Here is a 17,678-nt window from a genome sequence, read left to right as displayed (position 1 = left end):
ATAATAAGGCAAGAGTCGCTTTGCAGTTTCCCGTTTCTTCCCGTTTCGGGGTCGCATCCTCCTTCGGAAGACACCGCTCCACCGCCCCGATCGCCCCGAGAGCGACCCGGCGAAATATCCGGGTTAGTGGAGTTCCGCACTCATTCCCAAACCACTCAGCGTTTCCGCCAGAACTCCCCCAAAGCGCTTGGCGAGGCGCTCGGCAACTCCCTCCCGGGTTGTATAGTCGACGATGTGTTCGGCCTTGATAATTTCCCGTGCCACGTATTCCGCGCTTCCCATTCCATCAGCAAGTCCTAGTTCGACACTTTTTTGACCTGTCCACACCTTGCCGCTGAATATTTCCGGCTTTTCTTTCAGGCGTTCGCCCCGACCTTGCTGAACTACCTGAATGAATTGCTCATGGATATCACCCAGCATTTTCTTTGCATATTCCTCCTGCTCGCGATTGTTGGGAGAAAATGGATCGAGAAAAGCCTTGCTTTCCCCTGCCGTGATCAACCGCCTTTCGATGCCAAGTTTCTCCATTGCTTTTGTGAAACCGAACCCGTTTATCAGGACGCCGATGGAGCCAATGATACTTGCCTTGTCCACATATATCTTGTCGGCGGCAACCGCTACATAATAGCCGCCCGAAGCGCAGATATCTTCCACGACCGCGTAGAGGGGTATTTCAGGATATTCTGCGCGCAGGCGGCGTATCTCATCGTTGATGTATCCTGCCTGGACGGGGCTCCCCCCAGGACTATTGATGCGCAGGATCACACCCTGCGTTTTTGCGTCCTTGAATGCCTGCTGCAAGCCGGCAGTAATGTTTTCCGCGCTGCTGATGCTATCGGGAGAGATTACACCGCGCAAATCGACGAGAGCAGTATGCTTGCCGGAAATGGACATACTGCTGTCTCCAAACCAGCCAAGACCGAAAAATAGCAGGATAAACAGCCAGGTAAAAGTAAGAGACTTGAAAAATACTCCCCACTGCCGCGTGCGGCGCTGTTCCTGCAAGGTGGAGAACACCAATTTTTCCAGCACCTGCCTGTCCCAACCTTCATTTCGATTCTGTGAATCAGACATGATTATTTCGATCCTTCAAGTCAAATAAAGCGTCCTGCCGCAGCGACAGGCCACAAATATAAAAACAAAACTGCCAAAACTGCTGTTTCCGCCTCCGGCTACCCCTGTAGCAATCTCTATTGAATAAGATACTTGAACTGCTGTGAGGGAAGGAAGTCAGGAGAACGTCCTTTCCGCCGGAAGCTTCGGTGGTTTATCCGGGCTATCCATCGTATCCAGAAATTTTTGCAGATCGTCCGGCAGCGGTGCTTCGAGGCGAAGTTTTTCATGCGTAACGGGATGCGCGAATTCGACTGCCCAAGCATGGAGAAACATGCGTCCCAAACCAGGAACACGCCGGGCAATATCCTTATTCAAGGCAAAATCCCCATACTTGTCATCTCCCGCTATAGGAAACCCGAGATAAGCAAGGTGTACGCGAATCTGATGCGTACGTCCGGTTTTCAGCTCAGCCTCCAGCAGGCTGAAGCTCTGCCACGATTCCCGCAGGATGAAAACGGTATGGGCGCTCATTCCACCTTTTTTTTCATTTGCATCCTTTTCCACCGCTACCCGCCGTTCACCGGCGGGTGTCAGATATTTCCTGAGCGACAGCCTGACACTCTGGCGCGCATTACGCCACCTGCCCTTGACCAGGGTCAGGTAGTGTTTTTCCACCTCTCCAACGCGAAGTTGCCGATGCAACTCTACAAGTGCCGGCCGGTTCTTGGCAAGGAGCAGTACGCCAGAAGTTTCCCTGTCCAACCGATGTGCGAGCTCCAGAAATCTCCAGTCAGGATGCTGGGCGCGCAATTGCTCTATTACTCCGAAACTGATGCCGCTTCCTCCATGCACGGCAACCCCAGGAGGTTTATTGACGGCAATCAGTGCATCATCCTCGAACAAAACCTGAAATGCAATAAAACCCGGTTTACTCAATTTCTTCGAGGACAGCGCCGATTTTTCCACCGTTCTCACCGGGGGTATGCGAACAATATCTCCGGATTGGAGATGATAGTCCGGAGCGGCTCGCTTGCTGTTAATGCGCACCTGCCCGCTGCGCAACAACTGGTAGACGTGACTTTTGGGCACGTTTTTCAAGCGTTTGATTAAAAAATTATCAATACGCTGCCCTTTGCTCTCCTCCCCTATGATTTCCCTCACCACAGGGCTTGGAGGAAATTCTTTGCGTAAATCTTTAACTCTACTTATACTTATCAAGTCAGGGTTCCAGCCTATCCTTTATCCGGTGCACGAGGTGGTACTGTTGATGGGATTTTATCCGAGGGAAAAGAGCTGACCTCAAGATATGGTTAATGTCGCTCACCAATAAAGTAGCGATAGTAATGGATTTACGCGCTCAAAGCACACGTCGATTTCAGTTTTCAGTTTCGAAGCGCCTGGTTACGGGCAGCCCTAGTCGAAGCCTGATTGAAACTAATTTCCTGGTTCTGCTTCCGAAATAAAGCAGGGCCACAGTGACAAGCCAGAGAATAAGCCAGAGAAGTGGCCATTTTTAACAAGCAGCCCTGACGCCATGATCAAGTTGTCTGACTAAAAGCTCTCGTATACGCCGCGCAGGACATGTTCTCCTGCGCGCGTAGGCTGTCTGCCGTGACTAGAGCGCGGGAGGCATAAAATGAAACGCATGCTATTTAATGCGACACAGCCGGAGGAATTGCGTGTCGCTATTGTCGATGGTCAAAAGCTCATCGATCTCGACATTGAATCTGCCGGCAAGGAACAACGCAAGAGCAATATCTACAAAGCTGTTATCACCCGTCTTGAACCGAGCCTCGAAGCCGCCTTCGTCGAGTACGGGGGCGAGCGGCATGGTTTTCTGCCGTTCAAGGAAATTTCCCGCTCCTATTTGAAAGAGAGCCCGGACCCTGGGCGGGTCCGAGTCCAGGACGCGCTTCATGAAGGCCAGGAACTCATCGTCCAGGTGGACAAGGACGAACGGGGAACAAAAGGAGCTGCACTTACCACCTATATCTCGCTCGCGGGCCGTTATTTGGTGCTGATGCCCAATAACCCGCGCGGGGGAGGTGTCTCGCGCCGCATAGAAGGCGAAGATCGTGCCGAACTGCGCGATGTCATGTCGCATTTGAACATTCCTCAGGGCATGAGCATCATTGCGCGGACGGCGGGGATAGGACGCACCGAAGAAGAGTTGCAGTGGGACCTCAACTACCTGCTGCAGTTGTGGCGTGCTATTGAAGATGCTTCCAAAGGCCAGAGCGGTGCTTTCCTGATTTACCAGGAAAGCAGTCTCGTCATCAGGGCAATCCGGGATTACTTCAATCAGGAAATCGGTGAAATCCTAATTGATACGGAAAGCATCTATGAGCAGGCATGCCAGTTCATGGGTCATGTCATGCCCGGCAACGTAGCGCGGGTCAAGCTCTATCGGGATGACGTGCCCTTATTTTCCCGCTTTCAAATCGAACACCAGATCGAAACCGCATATTCGCGGCAGGTTACCCTCCCCTCGGGCGGCGCGATCGTGATCGATCATACAGAAGCCCTGGTTTCGGTGGACGTAAATTCAGCCCGTGCCACCCGCGGTTCCGACATCGAGCAGACGGCCCTGGCTACCAATCTGGAGGCGGCAGATGAAATTGCGCGGCAACTGCGCCTGCGCGACCTCGGCGGACTTGTGGTTATCGACTTTATTGACATGGAAGTCTCGCGCAACCAGCGGGAGGTGGAAAACCGGTTGCACGACGCGTTGCGCTACGATCGGGCACGGGTGCAAATGGGCAAGATTTCCCGCTTCGGTTTGCTTGAATTATCGCGCCAGCGCCTGCGGCCTTCCCTGGGTGAAAGCAGCTATATTTCCTGTCCGCGCTGCCACGGTACCGGTCACATCCGGGGTACCGATTCCTCGGCGTTGCATATCCTCAGAATCATTCAGGAAGAAGCGATGAAGGAGAATACGGCAGTGCTGCATGCTCAGGTGCCGGTAGATGTAGCGACTTATCTGCTGAACGAAAAACGGGCGGAAATTCATGCAATCGAAGCACGCCTGAAAGTAAGTGTCGTTCTGATCCCCAACATCCATCTCGAAACGCCCAATTACAGCATCACCCGCCTGCGTCATGACGACGTAAAACTTGGTGAAGTTCAGACGAGTTACCAGATGGTGGAAAAACCCGCCCAGGATATCCCGCTGCCTTCCAGCGGACAGGAGCCCAAGCCTGTGCGGCAGCAGGCAGCGGTACGAGGCATCACACCGTCACAACCTGCTCCGGTACGCGAGCAAAAACCACAGCATGAACCGGAACCGCTTTCCCTGCTCGATAAAATATTCGGCTGGTTTAAACAGGTGGGGGTCGGCGAAAAGACCGTTCGGCACGAACCGCCTGCCGCTGCTGCACATCCTGAGGAACGGGGTCAGGGACGCCGTGACCGCCGGGAAGGACGCAGCGGCGAAAATGAAAAGGCAGCACGCGCCGGCCAACGTCCACGCGATGCGCGCGCGGAGCGAGGGGCCGAAATCAGCCCAAGCGGTGCTCCGGAGTCGGCGCGTGAAGCTGTGCCGCAGCGCCAGGAACGCAGCGAGGCAAAAACTCAGGGTGAAAGAGCTGCTGCAAAAAAACATCCCCGGTCGCAGCGTGAAGAAAAGCCGCGGACAGAACTCAAACCCTCTTCCGAGCTACCGCCTGCCACGGAAGAAGCCGTACAGCCGAGTGAGGAAGGCAGCCGCCGCAGACGGCGTGGTGGCAGGCAACGCGACCGGAGCGAGCGCCTGGATCGTGCAGCGCGTGAAGCCAGGCAGGCAATTGCAAAGGATTCTCCTCTCCAGCAATCTACCGATCAGGTAGCGCACGAGGAAAATCCTGGGGCGGATATCATTTCGGGTCCGATAAATGGAACACCGTCAATTGTCCTGGCTTCTGCTCTCCTGGACGAAAAAGAGGCATTAAAGGAATCCCCTGCGGGAGCAAGGGATGACACCCCTTCCGAACCTTTGCGGACAGATAGAACTCTGCCGGTAATTATGCCCGAAGCTGTGTCCGAAGTTGCGTCCGAAGTCGTACCTCAAGTGGCTGCGATGGAATCTGCCCCTGCTCCGGCAGCTACGATAGCCGAAAAAGTGGCTCTGGCGAATGAACAGCAGATTGCTCCTGAGCCATCCGACAAGCTTCCTGAGGACCGGAGAGAGGCAGCGACCGAAGCTGCAGTTACCAGTGCGTCACTTTTAATTGCATCAGAGGCGCCGGTTGAAGTTGAAGCAGCAAGGGTCGTTCCGGAGGGCGACACCTCCAGGGTTCCCCTGAGCGCCCTAGAAATGCCTATACCTCATCCAAAAGTCGAACAGGAAGAAGTTCCTGCACGAGAGGGACAGCAAGGTGAGCCTCCTCAGCAACCCACTCAGCAACCAGGGGCTACGCCATCTCTCGATTTAAGCGCGGCTGGTCTGATCATGATCGAGACCCTTCCCGAAAAAATAAAACCTGCTGAAACTGAAGCGGAAGGAGAAGCAATGAAAGCACAGCCTCGACGTAGAAGAACGCCTCCTCCCCCAGTAATCGAGCAGCACGAAGCGCTGGTACAGGTGGAGACCCATAAATAAAAGTCTCATAAAAGAGGCGACAATCCGTCGCCTCTTTTAAAGACTCAGGCAAGTCTGCCAAAAGCCAAACCTACACTTTCAGTTTATTACAGTTCTCCTGCCGAATAGGATACGAACTGTATATATTCCATTCCGTCTCCGGCGGGATAGAGCAGGTCTATAATTCATATTCTGCCTCGCTTTATTTTCCGTTACGAATCCGGTTAAGCAATCCCCGACCCGCGTCCTCCACCAGGTTGAGTACATGCTCGAAGCCCTGGCTTCCTCCAAAATAAGGGTCCGGCACTTCCTGTACTCCTTCGGAGAACTTTTCGCTGTACTGCATCAATAATCCGAGTTTATGACTGTATTCCGCTGGACATTCTCTCTGAAGGGCAGCCAGATTCGCCCTGTCCATTGCCAGAATATAGTGAAAAAACTCGAAATCCTTTTCATCTACGATGCGAGCACGCAATGCTTTTGTGTCATAGCCCCTTCTTCCCGCTGCTCTTTGCGCCCTTTCATCCGGCGGCTCGCCGATGTGGTAATCATGTGTACCGGCAGAGTCGATATAAATTTCTTCCTCCACACCAGCCATGATGACCTGGTGCCGGAAAACGGCCTCCGCGGTGGGCGAACGACAGATGTTGCCCATGCAAACGAACAAAACGTTGGTCCTGACACCCTCTCTCCTGTTCATCATATTCAGTTATATCTCAGCTTGACTTCCCACTCGGGGCATTTCCATTCTTGCAACTTAATGGCAACGCCCTTCAGAACATTCCAGCAGCTCATCAGGATGTGGCGGAAAGAAGATTTCCCCTCAGTTGATGAGGCAGTTCCGCATCCGGTTTGATTTTCAGGATCGCTCTGCAAAAATCATTCTGAATACGCTTCAAAGCTGCCTCGCTGTCCGCCTCGAAACGTAACACGATTACCGGCATGGTATTGGATGAACGCGCAAGACCAAAACCATCTTCATATTCGACTCGCATTCCATCGGTAGTAATGATGCGTTCAGCCCGGTCAAAGTGCGCTGTTTTCTGCAACTGCGCGATAATCGCGTAGTTTTCCCCTTCCTTCAACCCGATCTGCAACTCTGGCGTGCTGACCGCGTCCGGAATCGAGTTGAATACCGCGTCAATATCCATCCTGGAACTGAGCAGCTCCAGCAAACGCGCTCCGGCATAGAGTCCGTCGTCGAAGCCATACCAGCGCTCCTTGAAAAAAATATGACCACTCATCTCTCCCGCTAGCAACGCCCCGGTTTCCTTCAGTTTACCCTTGATGAAGGAGTGACCGGTTTTCCACATGATCGGCTCGCCTCCGTGCTGTGCGATCCACGGCGCCAGGTTACGCGTACATTTCACATCAAAAATGACTCGTCCGCCCGGATTCCGCGACAATACGTCGGCTGCAAACAACATCAATTGCCGATCCGGATAAATGACCGTTCCACTTTTGGTAACCACACCCACGCGATCACCATCTCCATCGAACGCCAGCCCTATCTCGGCATCAGTCGTTTCAAGCGCCTGCACCACATCCCGCAGATTCTCGGGTACCGAGGGATCCGGATGATGATTGGGAAAAGTGCCATCGACCTCGCAAAACAGCTCCGTTACATCGCATCCGAGCCTGCGGTACAGTTCCGGAGCATATAAACCCGGTATCCCATTGCCACAATCAACAATAATCTTCATGGGCCGCGCCAGCTTTATGTCCGCTGTTATGCGTTGAAGATATCCTTCCGCAATATCCTGCTTGTGGTAGCTTCCATTGCCGTGAGCAAGGTTTTCATTTTCGATACGCGCCCGCAAGGCTTGTATTGATTCCGCAGCGAGTGTTTCTCCCCCTAATACCATTTTAAAACCATTGTATTCCGGAGGGTTATGACTTCCGGTTACCATCACGCCGGAATAACCGGACAATTCATGCGCCGCGTAGTAGAGCATCGGGGTCGCGACAGCACCGACATCGATTACGTTGATCCCGCTTCTTTGCAAACCCCTGGCCAGGGCTTGCACCAGCTCGGGGCCCGACAACCTTCCGTCGCGCCCTATGGTGATTGCGGCAAGTGCGCGCGCACGCCCCTCAGAGCCGATGGCGTGACCAATCGCTTCGGCACCTTCAACGGTCAGTGTTTTTCCGAAAACACCTCGGATGTCATAGGCTTTGAAAATTTCTGGTGGAAGTTGGCGCATGGATGATGGACGGATAAGAGATGAGCTTCAGCTGTATCAGGGTATTAAAGTATCTTCAGTGGCAGCATCACACCGTTTACGACTGTGCTGCTCGTATTTGGACTTTAAGGTATGTTCAGCTCAATGGTGGCCTGCAACTGCGCCGCCCTTGAGTACATAATGTGTGCCGCAGTAAGGACACAGCGCTTCCCCTGTATCTTCTATGGGCAGAAAAACCCGGGGATGCGAATTCCATAACAGCATGGAAGGCGTGGGACAATGAAGCGGCAAATCATCGGGTGTCACCTCGATCTCGCGCTGGGTATTGGAGGCAAGCTTCTGCATCAGATTTTCCTAGACGTATCGCTTAAATGTATCGATGAGGATATAACGTTTTTCAGACATAGGTGAGCCACTCGGCATGTTTGCCATTGCCCCTGGCGCATTCAAAAAAGAGGGTCTGGAGCTTTTCTGTGATAGGACCACGCCTGCCGCTGCCGATCGTGCGGTTATCCAGTTCCCTGATTGGTGTTACCTCGGCTGCGGTGCCGGTGAAAAAGGCTTCATCCGCGCAATAGACTTCATCGCGGGTGATGCGCTTCTCGATAACCGGAATTCCGATTTCTTCCGCAAGCTCTATGAGAGATGCCCGCGTAATGCCTTCCAGACAGGAAGTCATGTCGGGGGTATACAATTTGCCCTGCTTCACGATGAATATGTTTTCACCAGCCCCTTCGGCAACATAGCCGTCCACATCGAGAAGCAGTGCCTCATCATAACCATCATGCGCTACCTCCTGATGCGCGAGGATGGAATTTGCATAGGTCGTAACCGACTTGGCACGGCACATATTGATATTCACATGATGCCGCGTAAATGACGAAGTCTTGACACGGATGCCTTTTTCGAGGCCATCAGGCCCGAGGTACGTGCCCCACGCCCAAGCTGCAATAGCCACGTGCACTGAAAGCGTTTTAGCTGAAATGCCCATGGCTTCCGAACCATAAAACACGATGGGACGGATATAACAAGACTTCAGATCGTTCTGCCTTACGACATCGCACTGCGCCTGCATCAACGTCGCCTTGTCATAGGGCATCTTCATCATGAAGATGTGCGCGGAATTGAATAAACGATCGGTGTGTTCTTTCAGACGGAAAATTGCAGATCCGCGGGGGGTTTCGTAGGCGCGCAATCCTTCGAATACCCCCATCCCGTAGTGCAGGGTGTGGGTGAGTACATGTGTGGTAGCCTCACGCCACGGAATCATCTTTCCATCACTCCAGATCACACCGTCGCGGTCAGCCATTGACATTCACAAACTCCGGAGAGAATTTAAGTTCGTATATTCTAACGCATTTCCTGATCCTCGGGATTCCCTTTCGAGAGAAGGGGTACAGGAAAGCAGACTGTTTGCACGGGACTTGCAACCATTCCACATACCTGTCAGGCTCGTCCGTTAGTGCGTGGGATTATTCTGGAATTGCTATCAAAGTGGAATGTATCCTGAATACCAGCGGGGCAGATGCGGTTTCGCGACAGGTGGAAGATTGGAGCTTACTGCCGGCAGTTTTTAGGATTGAGTACAATCGCCGGTGATTTGCCGCTAGAGTACCGATAGAGTGTATAAGCCCTTTATAGGCAAATACGATTGCAGAGGGGCTGAGAGCGTTTGGGTCGTTTGCGGGAACAGCCGGTTGCTTTGAATCCTTCTCAGCAGTACGGCTACAAAAATAATGTCGCTGAAAAACAAACCCCATCGCTGAGATGGGGTTTGTTTGAAATGATGCTAGAGCTGGTTAAACGCGGGTTTTTTGCGATAGGCAATCAAACCAAGCAGGCTAAGGCCCGCCAGCATCAAGGCATAGGTTTCGGGCTCGGGAATGGCTGCTGCCATGGTCGGTTCCGCGTAGACGAAATCATCGGTGACGGCAAGATCAGTACCTTCCGCCAAATTTTCCGGGCCGAATGATTGAAAGTTCGTCCCATCGAAGTTGAACAGGGTGTTAGTCCCCACAGCCAATTTCACGTCCGTCACTACCGGCTGATCGAACAGCACGCCGAGAAACTGCGGCTCGCCGCTCATCGCGCCCGTAGGCACATTAAAGGTGCCGAGACTGACCTCGTGTCCGCTGCTGTCGTGACCGAAGTATTCGATGCTGCTGCCAGCTTTTTCTACATCGACAAAGATGGCACCGAAACCGCGTGTCGCCGTGCCGGGAATGGTGAAGCTTTGGGCGATGAAGCGGTCATCGAACTGGTATGGAGTGTCATCCTGCATGACGAAGGTATTGTTGGGACTGAAGGCAGGAAACTGCCCCGCCGTGGCGGGGTTAACACTGGCAAAGCCATCCCCGCTTACGGCATAGGGATCCTCGAATAATGCGCCCTGGCCGCGGAAACGATCAACGGGGATGATGACTGTATGACCGCTGTCAACCACTTGAGTGTTCGGATTCACGTCTGTACCGTCAAGCCTGACTCCATCCCAACTGATTTCGCGGCGACCGCTCATTTCGGGGCGCGCCGGTATTCTTGGCGCCCCCGATTGCGGCGCGAAAAGCGAAGAGCGGTAGTTGCGTTGGCGCCCGATCCGCTGTACACCACGGGGGCGGCGGACCAGGCGGAGGGACTGCAAAGAATGGCGGTAGCAAACGTTGCTCCGGCGAGCATTTTGACTGAGTGCATAGTAAACTTCCCTTTTCTCCCCTCTTTCTTAAAAGATTTAATAGGCTTTACGGACCTATAACCAAAGAAAACGTCGAATTTTTTCAGGACTTTTTAGAGGTATAGCACTTCGTACCCAAATCGCAAGAGACAATTGTGCGCATTCATTCTCTCGAACTGCTGGATTATGATGGCGGTGTACCCTGAATCCAGGGAGGACTAAACCGCGGATGTGCCGAAGACTTCGCTCCACAACTCAAAAACTGCTGCGATTTCATTCTCAAAATAATCTGCTTCAACGCGCGCAAACTTTTGCGATTTGCCGTTCGCGGAAGACGAGCCAGCGAGATCGGAGTATCCGCTCAATCTCAGCCAGTGTTGCGTCCGTCGAAATTCCCGATAGGCATTAAGGGCCGGTTCTGCGACTTCATTCCTGATCAATCCCAGCTTTGCCGCCAGCTTCAACAACGCGATATTACCGATATTGCCGGTCAACTCCTTGTGATGGTAGGCGTATCCAAGGACTAGGTATTGCACAATGAACTCGACATCGATAAGGCCTCCACGATCATGCTTGATGTCGAACAACCCGCTGTTATTGGGGTGAGCGTCGAGCATTTTTTGCCGCATTACCAGTACTTCCCGTTTCAGATCCGACAATTCCCGCGGGTGACGCAGCACTTCCCTGCGAATATGCTCGAATGCCTCCCCTACCTGTGCATCTCCGGCCACGAATCGCGCCCGGCTCAGCGCCTGATGCTCCCAGACCCATGCATGATGATGCTGATATTCAGCAAATGCCTGAACCGAACTCACCAGGAGGCCGCTGCTGCCGTTGGGGCGCAAACGCAGATCTGTCTGGTAGAGCAATCCGGCTGAAGTGTAACTGGTGAGCCATGAGTTGATACGCTGGCTCAGCCGGGCGTAGCTCTCTGGAGCGTCGGCATGGGGATCGTCATAGAGAAAAATGATATCGAGGTCGGAGGCATAGCCAAGTTCCTTGCCGCCGAGCTTGCCATAGCCGATGATGGCAAAAGCGGGTATATCTCTATGCCTCCTCCTCAACCCCGACCAGGCAAGGTGCAATACCGTATCGAGCAGCAGATCGGCAAGGTCGGAAAGATGATCACTCAAGGTCTCAAGTGGCAGCAGCCCTTCCACATCGCGAGCCAGCAACTGAAATACCTGGGCATGATGAAAGTGCCGCAATATATCCATTTGCTGTTCGACATCGGTGCCGCCGGGGCCCTCCGCATCCTGCAACTGACGCATCAGACCTTCCCTGGCACGAGACCAATCGAGCGGATTTCGAAACTGCCCCGGAAGCAGTTCGTCCAGCAGGATCGGATGCCTGTTCAGGTATTCGCTGGCCCAGTGGCTTGCGCTGACGAGCTTGGCTACCCGCCCTAACGCGTCGGGATGCTCGCGCAGCAGGGCCAGATAAGCTGAGCGCCTGCTGACTGTTTCTAGCAACTGTATCAGTCGTTCCAGCGTGAGGTCTGCGGAAGGAAACTTCGCAGCCACTTCGATCAGAGTGGGAACAAGCGCATCGATGCGTTTTTTGCTCGTTTGCGGCAGTTGCCTGTAGCGGGTGCCCGAGCGAAATCCTTCCACACACTCAAGAACTTTCTCCGGATTGGAAAACCCCAGTTTGGCGAGTTGCGTCTGCGCGGCTTCGGTTTGAACGCCGTTTTCTCCAGCCTTCCACAGGTCGGCAAGCACATTGGAGGCCTGGGAAGTGCGAGGTGTCGCGAAGATAGCTTCAAAATGTCGCGTTATATTCAAGCGATGGTTGTTGAGCTTCTTTAAAAATCCGTCATAGGACGAAAAACCCATCGAAGCTGCAATCAGCGACTGGTCCGGAGAGCTGTCAGGGAGGACGTGAGTCTGTTGATCGTCAAGGTACTGCAGGCGATGCTCGAGGTTGCGTAAAAAAGTGTATGCCTCGACCAATTCTGCCACCGTTTCCCCCGGTAACTGCTGCTTTTCCCCCAGCAAACCCAGTACAGCAAGCGTGGGCCGGATGCGGAAATCCGGATCGCGTCCGCCCCGGATCAGCTGGAATACCTGGGCAATGAACTCGATTTCGCGAATACCGCCCGACCCAAGCTTGATATTTCCGTACATTTCCCGGCGCTGAACCTCCCGCCGGATTTGGGCATGCAGCGCGCGCATGGATTCATAAGCGCCGAAGTCCAGATATTTGCGAAACACGAAGGGTTGTGTGATCTGCTCTACAAGTACCGGTTTTTCTTCGCGCGAACCTGCTACGACGCGGCTTTTGATCCACGCGTAACGCTCCCATTCTCGTCCCTGGGTGATCAGATATTCTTCCAACATGGCAAAGCTCATCGTCAGCGGTCCGCTTTCCCCATAGGGCCTTAACCGCATATCCACCCGGAAAACGAAACCTTCCGCGGTAATGTCATTAAGACTTGTAATCAGCTTCCGCCCCAGGCGAACGAAAAAATCTTGATTGGAAATTGATCGCTGCCCATCGGTCTCGCCATCTTCGGGGTATACGAAAATAAGATCCACATCTGAGGAAACATTGAGTTCTCCGCCGCCAAGCTTTCCCATCCCGATGACCAGCATCTGCTGAACTCGATTGTCGGCATTTTTTGGTTGACCGTAACGCCCCGGCTCGGCTAGCCAGGCGTACAAGCGCTCCAGTGCGAAACCGATGGTAAGCTCTGCCAGGGTTGTCATGGATGACATCACCTCGGCCAAGTCAGCCAGTCCTGCCAGGTCACGTATCGCCACTCGCAGCAACACCTGTTTGCGCAAGCCGCGCAAGACTGCGTGCAGCCCTTCCTCATTATTTATCCCTTCGGCGGATGCCTGCAAAAATGCCTGCATTTCTTCTCGCATGAAAGGGCGCCACAGGTTTTGCTCCAACTCAGCCAGCAGCGCGGCGTCGTTTGCCAGCTGAGCCTGGACGTAACGGCTCAGCGACAGGACAGATTGCACTATTTCTCCAGCGGGACGATCGGAAGGCATGGTTGAATTCAGGTTAAAATAAAATGGGAGGATAATGGGTGGAGTAGATAATTCCTGCACAACCTATGCCGCGGCTTCTATTGAAGGATTGAACAAAGAACCTGCTGCCGCATCTAATCCGCTTTGTCGCATCTGCCCCCCCGCATTTACCTCCGGATCAGATTTCTTCCTGTGAGTATGATTTAACGAATAATCACCAGCGGTCCGAATGTTCCTGCGTTCTTCCCCTAGTATCCGTATCGGAACAATTTATTGAACCTGTCAGCAATTTTACCTTTTGTGCTACGGAGCTTCCTGTTCCGGCTTTCCATGTGGGTACTGATTGCAGTTGCAGCCGTCTTTTCGGTTCTACTGCTGTCTCTCCGCTATTGGCTGCTGCCGAATATCGAACAGTACCGTGAAAACCTCGCTTCCGCCATCAGCCATGCTTCCGGTCAATATGTAACACTAGGCGAGATCAGCGCGAATTGGGATGGGTTCCGCCCTCACATGATGCTGCGTGATGTGCGCGTGCATGATGACGAGGGTGTCACCTTGCTGCTGAACCGCCTTGAAGGCACGCTTTCATGGCGTTCGATGTTGCATGGCGAATTGCTTTTTCGTGAAATCGCAATCGATCGGCCTGATTTGATCGTACGTCGAGACACTGCCGGCGTCATTCACGTCGCCGGATTCGCACTGAAGCAGGAATTTACTGGAAGCGAAGATGGCTTTTTCGACTGGCTCCTCAACCAGAGGCAAGTCATCATAAACAATGCCAATATCCTCTGGCAGGATGACCAGCGCACTGCGCCGCAACTGGAACTGCTGGTCAACCTGCGCCTCGAGAACCGGGGCAGGCACCATCGCTTCGGCATCCGCGCCGTACCTCCCGCGCAACTTGCCGCCCACCTCGATATGCGCGGGGATTTCAAGGGGGAGGCGCTGGCGGATCCCGGATTATGGCGCGGCCGGCTTTTCATGCAGATAACCCGTGCCGATATAGCGGCTTGGCGCGCTTGGCTGCCCTTCCCCGAGGAAATAAAGTTGAATCGGGGCGTTGGCGCGCTGCGTATCTGGGCGGATATCGACGGTGCAGACATGAACAAAGTTACGGCAGACATGCGCTTGCAGAATGTAAAGGCGCGGCTTGCGCCGACTCTGCCGGAATTGAACCTGACCAAGCTGGCAGGCAGGATCGGATGGCACAAGGTGGATGACAACGGCAGCAACGGCAGTCAACTTTTCGCACGTCGACTCGACGCTGCATTTTATGGCAAACCGCCCCTGCCTTTGCTGGATTTTTCGTTGCAGCAGCTTCACCACGATGCCGGCAAACCGAATAGCAACACATTGAGCGTCCAGAATCTAAGACTGGATAAACTGGAGGAGTTGGCAAAATACCTGCCGATGAGCGAGCCGCTCCGGGCTAAAATCCGCGCTGTTTCCCCCCGCGGAAAACTGCATTCGATGTTGATAAAATGGACGGGCGAATGGCCGGCGCCTTCTTCTTTCCATGCCACGGGAAGATTTACCAAACTGGGAATGAAAAGGTCTGATAGCATGCCTGCCTTCACTGGCGTCAGCGGGAATATTGACATTACCGAACAGGGAGGCACGCTGAATCTGGATTCCCAAAACACCGTGCTGCAACTACCGGATACACCTATCGAACCGGTAACACTGAATACACTTGCTGGACAGATAAGATGGAACCTGACCAGCAACGGTTCAAAGTCGATAAAATTCAGCAATATCTCCTTCTCCAGTGCGTACGCAGCCGGGTCAGCCTATGGAAATTACCAGACAGCGCCTGCCAGTCCGGGTATCCTCGACTTGACAACTCATCTCACCCGCGCTGACGTGCCTTCTCTGCTGCGTCTCCTGCCGACCAGAGGGAAAGGGAGAGAGTATTTTCCTGATTGGCTGGGTAAATCTATTGTTGCAGGGAGTATTTCGAATGCCCGGTTTCACCTGAAGGGAAATCTGGCTCGACCTCCCTTCGTCTCAAGCAATCCCGGCGTCTTCGAATTTTCCGCAAAGATATCGGGCATGTTGCTCGATCACCTCCCTGGCTGGCCCCCGATAGAGAATCTCGCAGGCACCGTGCGCCTTAACGATAATCGCATGGAGATCAATGTTTCCAAAGGAGATATCGTGGGGGCGCGTCTGGGGAAGGCAAGACTGATCATTCCTGACATGACTGCCGCCGAGGCGAGACTCAAAACCGAACTGGAAGCGACCGGCGCCACTCATCAGTTTCTGGCATTCGCTGCCGCAAAAACACTGGACACCTACGATAACTGGCTGATGGAGAATACCCGTATTTTTGGCGACGGAAGATTGCTGCTCAAACTTGATACTCCTTTGCGCGGCTCAGGGGAAACTAAACTGTGGGGCAACTACCAATTCATGAACAACCGGATCGCTCCGAGCTCACATATTCCCGAGCTGGAGCAATTGAACGGGGCGCTGACCTTTACCGATTCTGAAATAAGAACGAAAAACCTGAGCGGCCGTCTTCTCGGCGGTCCCGTGCTGATCACTTCCTCTGATATCCCCGGCGGGGGCGTGCGTTTTTCCGCTATCGGAAAGGTCGACTTCGACAACCTGAATGCAGCCCCGCAAGCCAGCGGGCCACGCAGCGCCCCTTTCTGGACCAGGCACATACACGGCAGCAGCGATTGGCAAGCAGCCGTGCTCGTAGGCAACCGGTCCACGGATGTGATCGTTGAATCATCATTGAAGGGAATTTCATCGGATCTGCCCGAGCCTTTGTCGAAGGCGGCGCACGATGCAATATCAGTGAAATTTGAAGGAAAGGCGACGGGCACGCAGAGCGAGGAACTACACCTGAGCTATGGCGAGCGCATCAAGGCAAAGATCAGCCGCACCCGGGACGATGCCGGTCATTTTTATGTGGAACGCGGTTCCGTCGTTTTCGGTCCCTCGCCCGTTTTTCTCCCTGAAGAGCCCGGTATCGTGATAAAGGGTGCATTGCCCGTATTGAATCTCGACCGTTGGCGCCTCTTGCTCAAGCAATTCGAAATCCAACCTGCTACCCCTTCCAGTTTGAACGGCTTAAACCTGTATATAGAATCGCTTGGCTTTCTGGGCAGGCAGTTCGATGATGTCAGGCTGGATGCCAACAGAAAAGACGGCCTGTGGTATTGCAGGATCGCAAGCGAGGAGGTCAATGGAGGCATCACCTGGAATCCATCCGGTGCCGGCAAGATAGTGGCGCGATTGAACAGGCTGATCATTCCTGCAAACCCTCCTTCCGGACCAGGTAAGGTATCCAGGAGCAGGCAACAGGAAAAGGATCTGCCGGCGCTCGATGTGATCGCGGACGACTTTGTTTTTGGCGAGAAACAACTGGGTAAGCTGGAATTGGTTGCAAATCAGGAAGAACGGAACTGGTATATCGACAAACTGCACATTGTCAGCCCCGACAGCTCGATAACAATGCGAGGGCTATGGAAAAACCGGGTCCCGGCTCCGCAGACGCAGGCCACAGTCATGCTGGAAGCAGATGACATTGGGAAATTTCTGGAGCGGATCGGCCTTCCTGATCGCGTAACCAGTGGAAGCGGTACGCTTGAGGGCATCTTGTCCTGGCAGGGGGATCCCCTGTCGATAGATTACTCCACCTTGTCCGGCAGGTTTAAGCTTGGCGCAAGACGTGGACAATTTCCCAAGTTTGAGCCTGGAATTGGGAGGCTCTTTGGCATTTTCAATCTCCGTTCACTGCCGCGGCGGATCACGCTGGACTTTCGGGATGTGTTCAGTGAAGGTTTCGGATTTGACGACATTTCCGGCAGCATAAATATCGCGAGTGGTATTGCATCGACCGATGAGCTTAAAATAAACGGGCCGGCTGCAAGGGTTACCATGAATGGACAGATGAATCTCGAAGCGGAAACGCAAAAACTTCATATCAGAGTTACCCCTTCCTATGGACTTGCGTCTCCCGTAGTCGGGATGGCATCGGTAATTGCAAGCACAGCCATGAAGAAAACACCTGCTCCATCAAGAGACTACAACATTACCGGCACCTGGGCAGATCCTGTCGTAACCCGGATAGGGCAACCGGCCCCGGAACTGGCGGAGCCTCAACCATGACCAGAGTCTCCTCGCACGAGGTCTGCCGGCAGTGCATTGACTGATCACGCCCGTTATACTGCGCTCGCCATCCAACGTATGCGTTAGGGTCTATTAACGCTTGTTTCGCGCCTGCG

At 53.6% G+C, this 17,678-nt stretch carries 11 protein-coding genes; 2 read left to right on the top strand and 9 right to left on the bottom strand.

Annotation, left to right across the window (positions count from 1 at the left end):
- Positions 1–123: 123 nt before the first annotated feature.
- Positions 124–1,074, bottom strand: a complete 951-nt coding sequence (locus BMY01_RS06790) for a S49 family peptidase (RefSeq protein WP_074745531.1) — start codon at positions 1,072–1,074, stop codon at positions 124–126.
- Positions 1,075–1,230: 156 nt separating this feature from the next.
- Complete coding sequence (locus tag BMY01_RS06785) at positions 1,231–2,217, bottom strand: RluA family pseudouridine synthase (protein ID WP_074745606.1); 987 nt, start codon at positions 2,215–2,217, stop codon at positions 1,231–1,233.
- A gap of 475 nt (positions 2,218–2,692) precedes the next feature.
- Here BMY01_RS06785 and BMY01_RS06780 point away from each other — a divergent pair, with 475 nt between their 5' ends.
- Positions 2,693–5,632: an Rne/Rng family ribonuclease gene (locus BMY01_RS06780; protein WP_074745529.1), complete on the top strand. Its 2,940-nt coding sequence runs from the start codon at positions 2,693–2,695 to the stop codon at positions 5,630–5,632.
- 181 nt (positions 5,633–5,813) lie between these two features.
- Here the strand turns inward: BMY01_RS06780 and BMY01_RS06775 are convergent, their stop codons facing one another.
- The 7 genes from BMY01_RS06775 to glnE form a co-directional block, all read right to left on the bottom strand.
- Positions 5,814–6,314: a low molecular weight protein-tyrosine-phosphatase gene (locus BMY01_RS06775; protein ID WP_081353797.1), complete on the bottom strand. Its 501-nt coding sequence runs from the start codon at positions 6,312–6,314 to the stop codon at positions 5,814–5,816.
- 91 nt (positions 6,315–6,405) lie between these two features.
- Positions 6,406–7,815, bottom strand: a complete 1,410-nt coding sequence (locus BMY01_RS06770) for a phosphomannomutase/phosphoglucomutase (protein WP_074745527.1) — start codon at positions 7,813–7,815, stop codon at positions 6,406–6,408.
- 120 nt (positions 7,816–7,935) lie between these two features.
- The gene (locus BMY01_RS06765; RefSeq protein WP_011380409.1) at positions 7,936–8,139 is read right to left on the bottom strand and encodes a zinc-finger domain-containing protein; all 204 of its coding nucleotides are present in this window, start codon (positions 8,137–8,139) and stop codon (positions 7,936–7,938) included.
- Positions 8,140–8,191: 52 nt separating this feature from the next.
- Positions 8,192–9,109 (bottom strand): branched-chain amino acid transaminase, encoded by a 918-nt coding sequence (locus tag BMY01_RS06760; RefSeq protein ID WP_074707904.1) that lies wholly within the window; start codon positions 9,107–9,109, stop codon positions 8,192–8,194.
- A 474-nt stretch (positions 9,110–9,583) separates the two neighbouring features.
- Positions 9,584–10,309, bottom strand: coding sequence for a PEP-CTERM sorting domain-containing protein (locus BMY01_RS06755; protein WP_074745525.1), 726 nt, complete (start codon positions 10,307–10,309; stop codon positions 9,584–9,586).
- Positions 10,306–10,482, bottom strand: coding sequence for a hypothetical protein (locus tag BMY01_RS17745; protein WP_175463220.1), 177 nt, complete (start codon positions 10,480–10,482; stop codon positions 10,306–10,308). Before BMY01_RS17745 ends, BMY01_RS06755 begins: the two co-directional genes overlap by 4 nt.
- 198 nt (positions 10,483–10,680) lie before the next feature.
- A complete protein-coding gene (gene glnE / locus BMY01_RS06750) occupies positions 10,681–13,461 on the bottom strand; it encodes a bifunctional [glutamate--ammonia ligase]-adenylyl-L-tyrosine phosphorylase/[glutamate--ammonia-ligase] adenylyltransferase (RefSeq protein ID WP_074745523.1) in 2,781 nt (926 codons plus the stop codon).
- A gap of 252 nt (positions 13,462–13,713) precedes the next feature.
- Here glnE and BMY01_RS06745 point away from each other — a divergent pair, with 252 nt between their 5' ends.
- Positions 13,714–17,562: a YhdP family protein gene (locus BMY01_RS06745; protein ID WP_254772636.1), complete on the top strand. Its 3,849-nt coding sequence runs from the start codon at positions 13,714–13,716 to the stop codon at positions 17,560–17,562.
- Positions 17,563–17,678: the final 116 nt, after the last annotated feature.

Source organism: Nitrosospira multiformis (assembly GCF_900110185.1).
Lineage (GTDB): Bacteria > Pseudomonadota > Gammaproteobacteria > Burkholderiales > Nitrosomonadaceae > Nitrosospira > Nitrosospira multiformis_A.
Note: the sequence above shows the minus strand (reverse complement) of the source record. Positions and strands in the feature narration are given on the sequence as shown.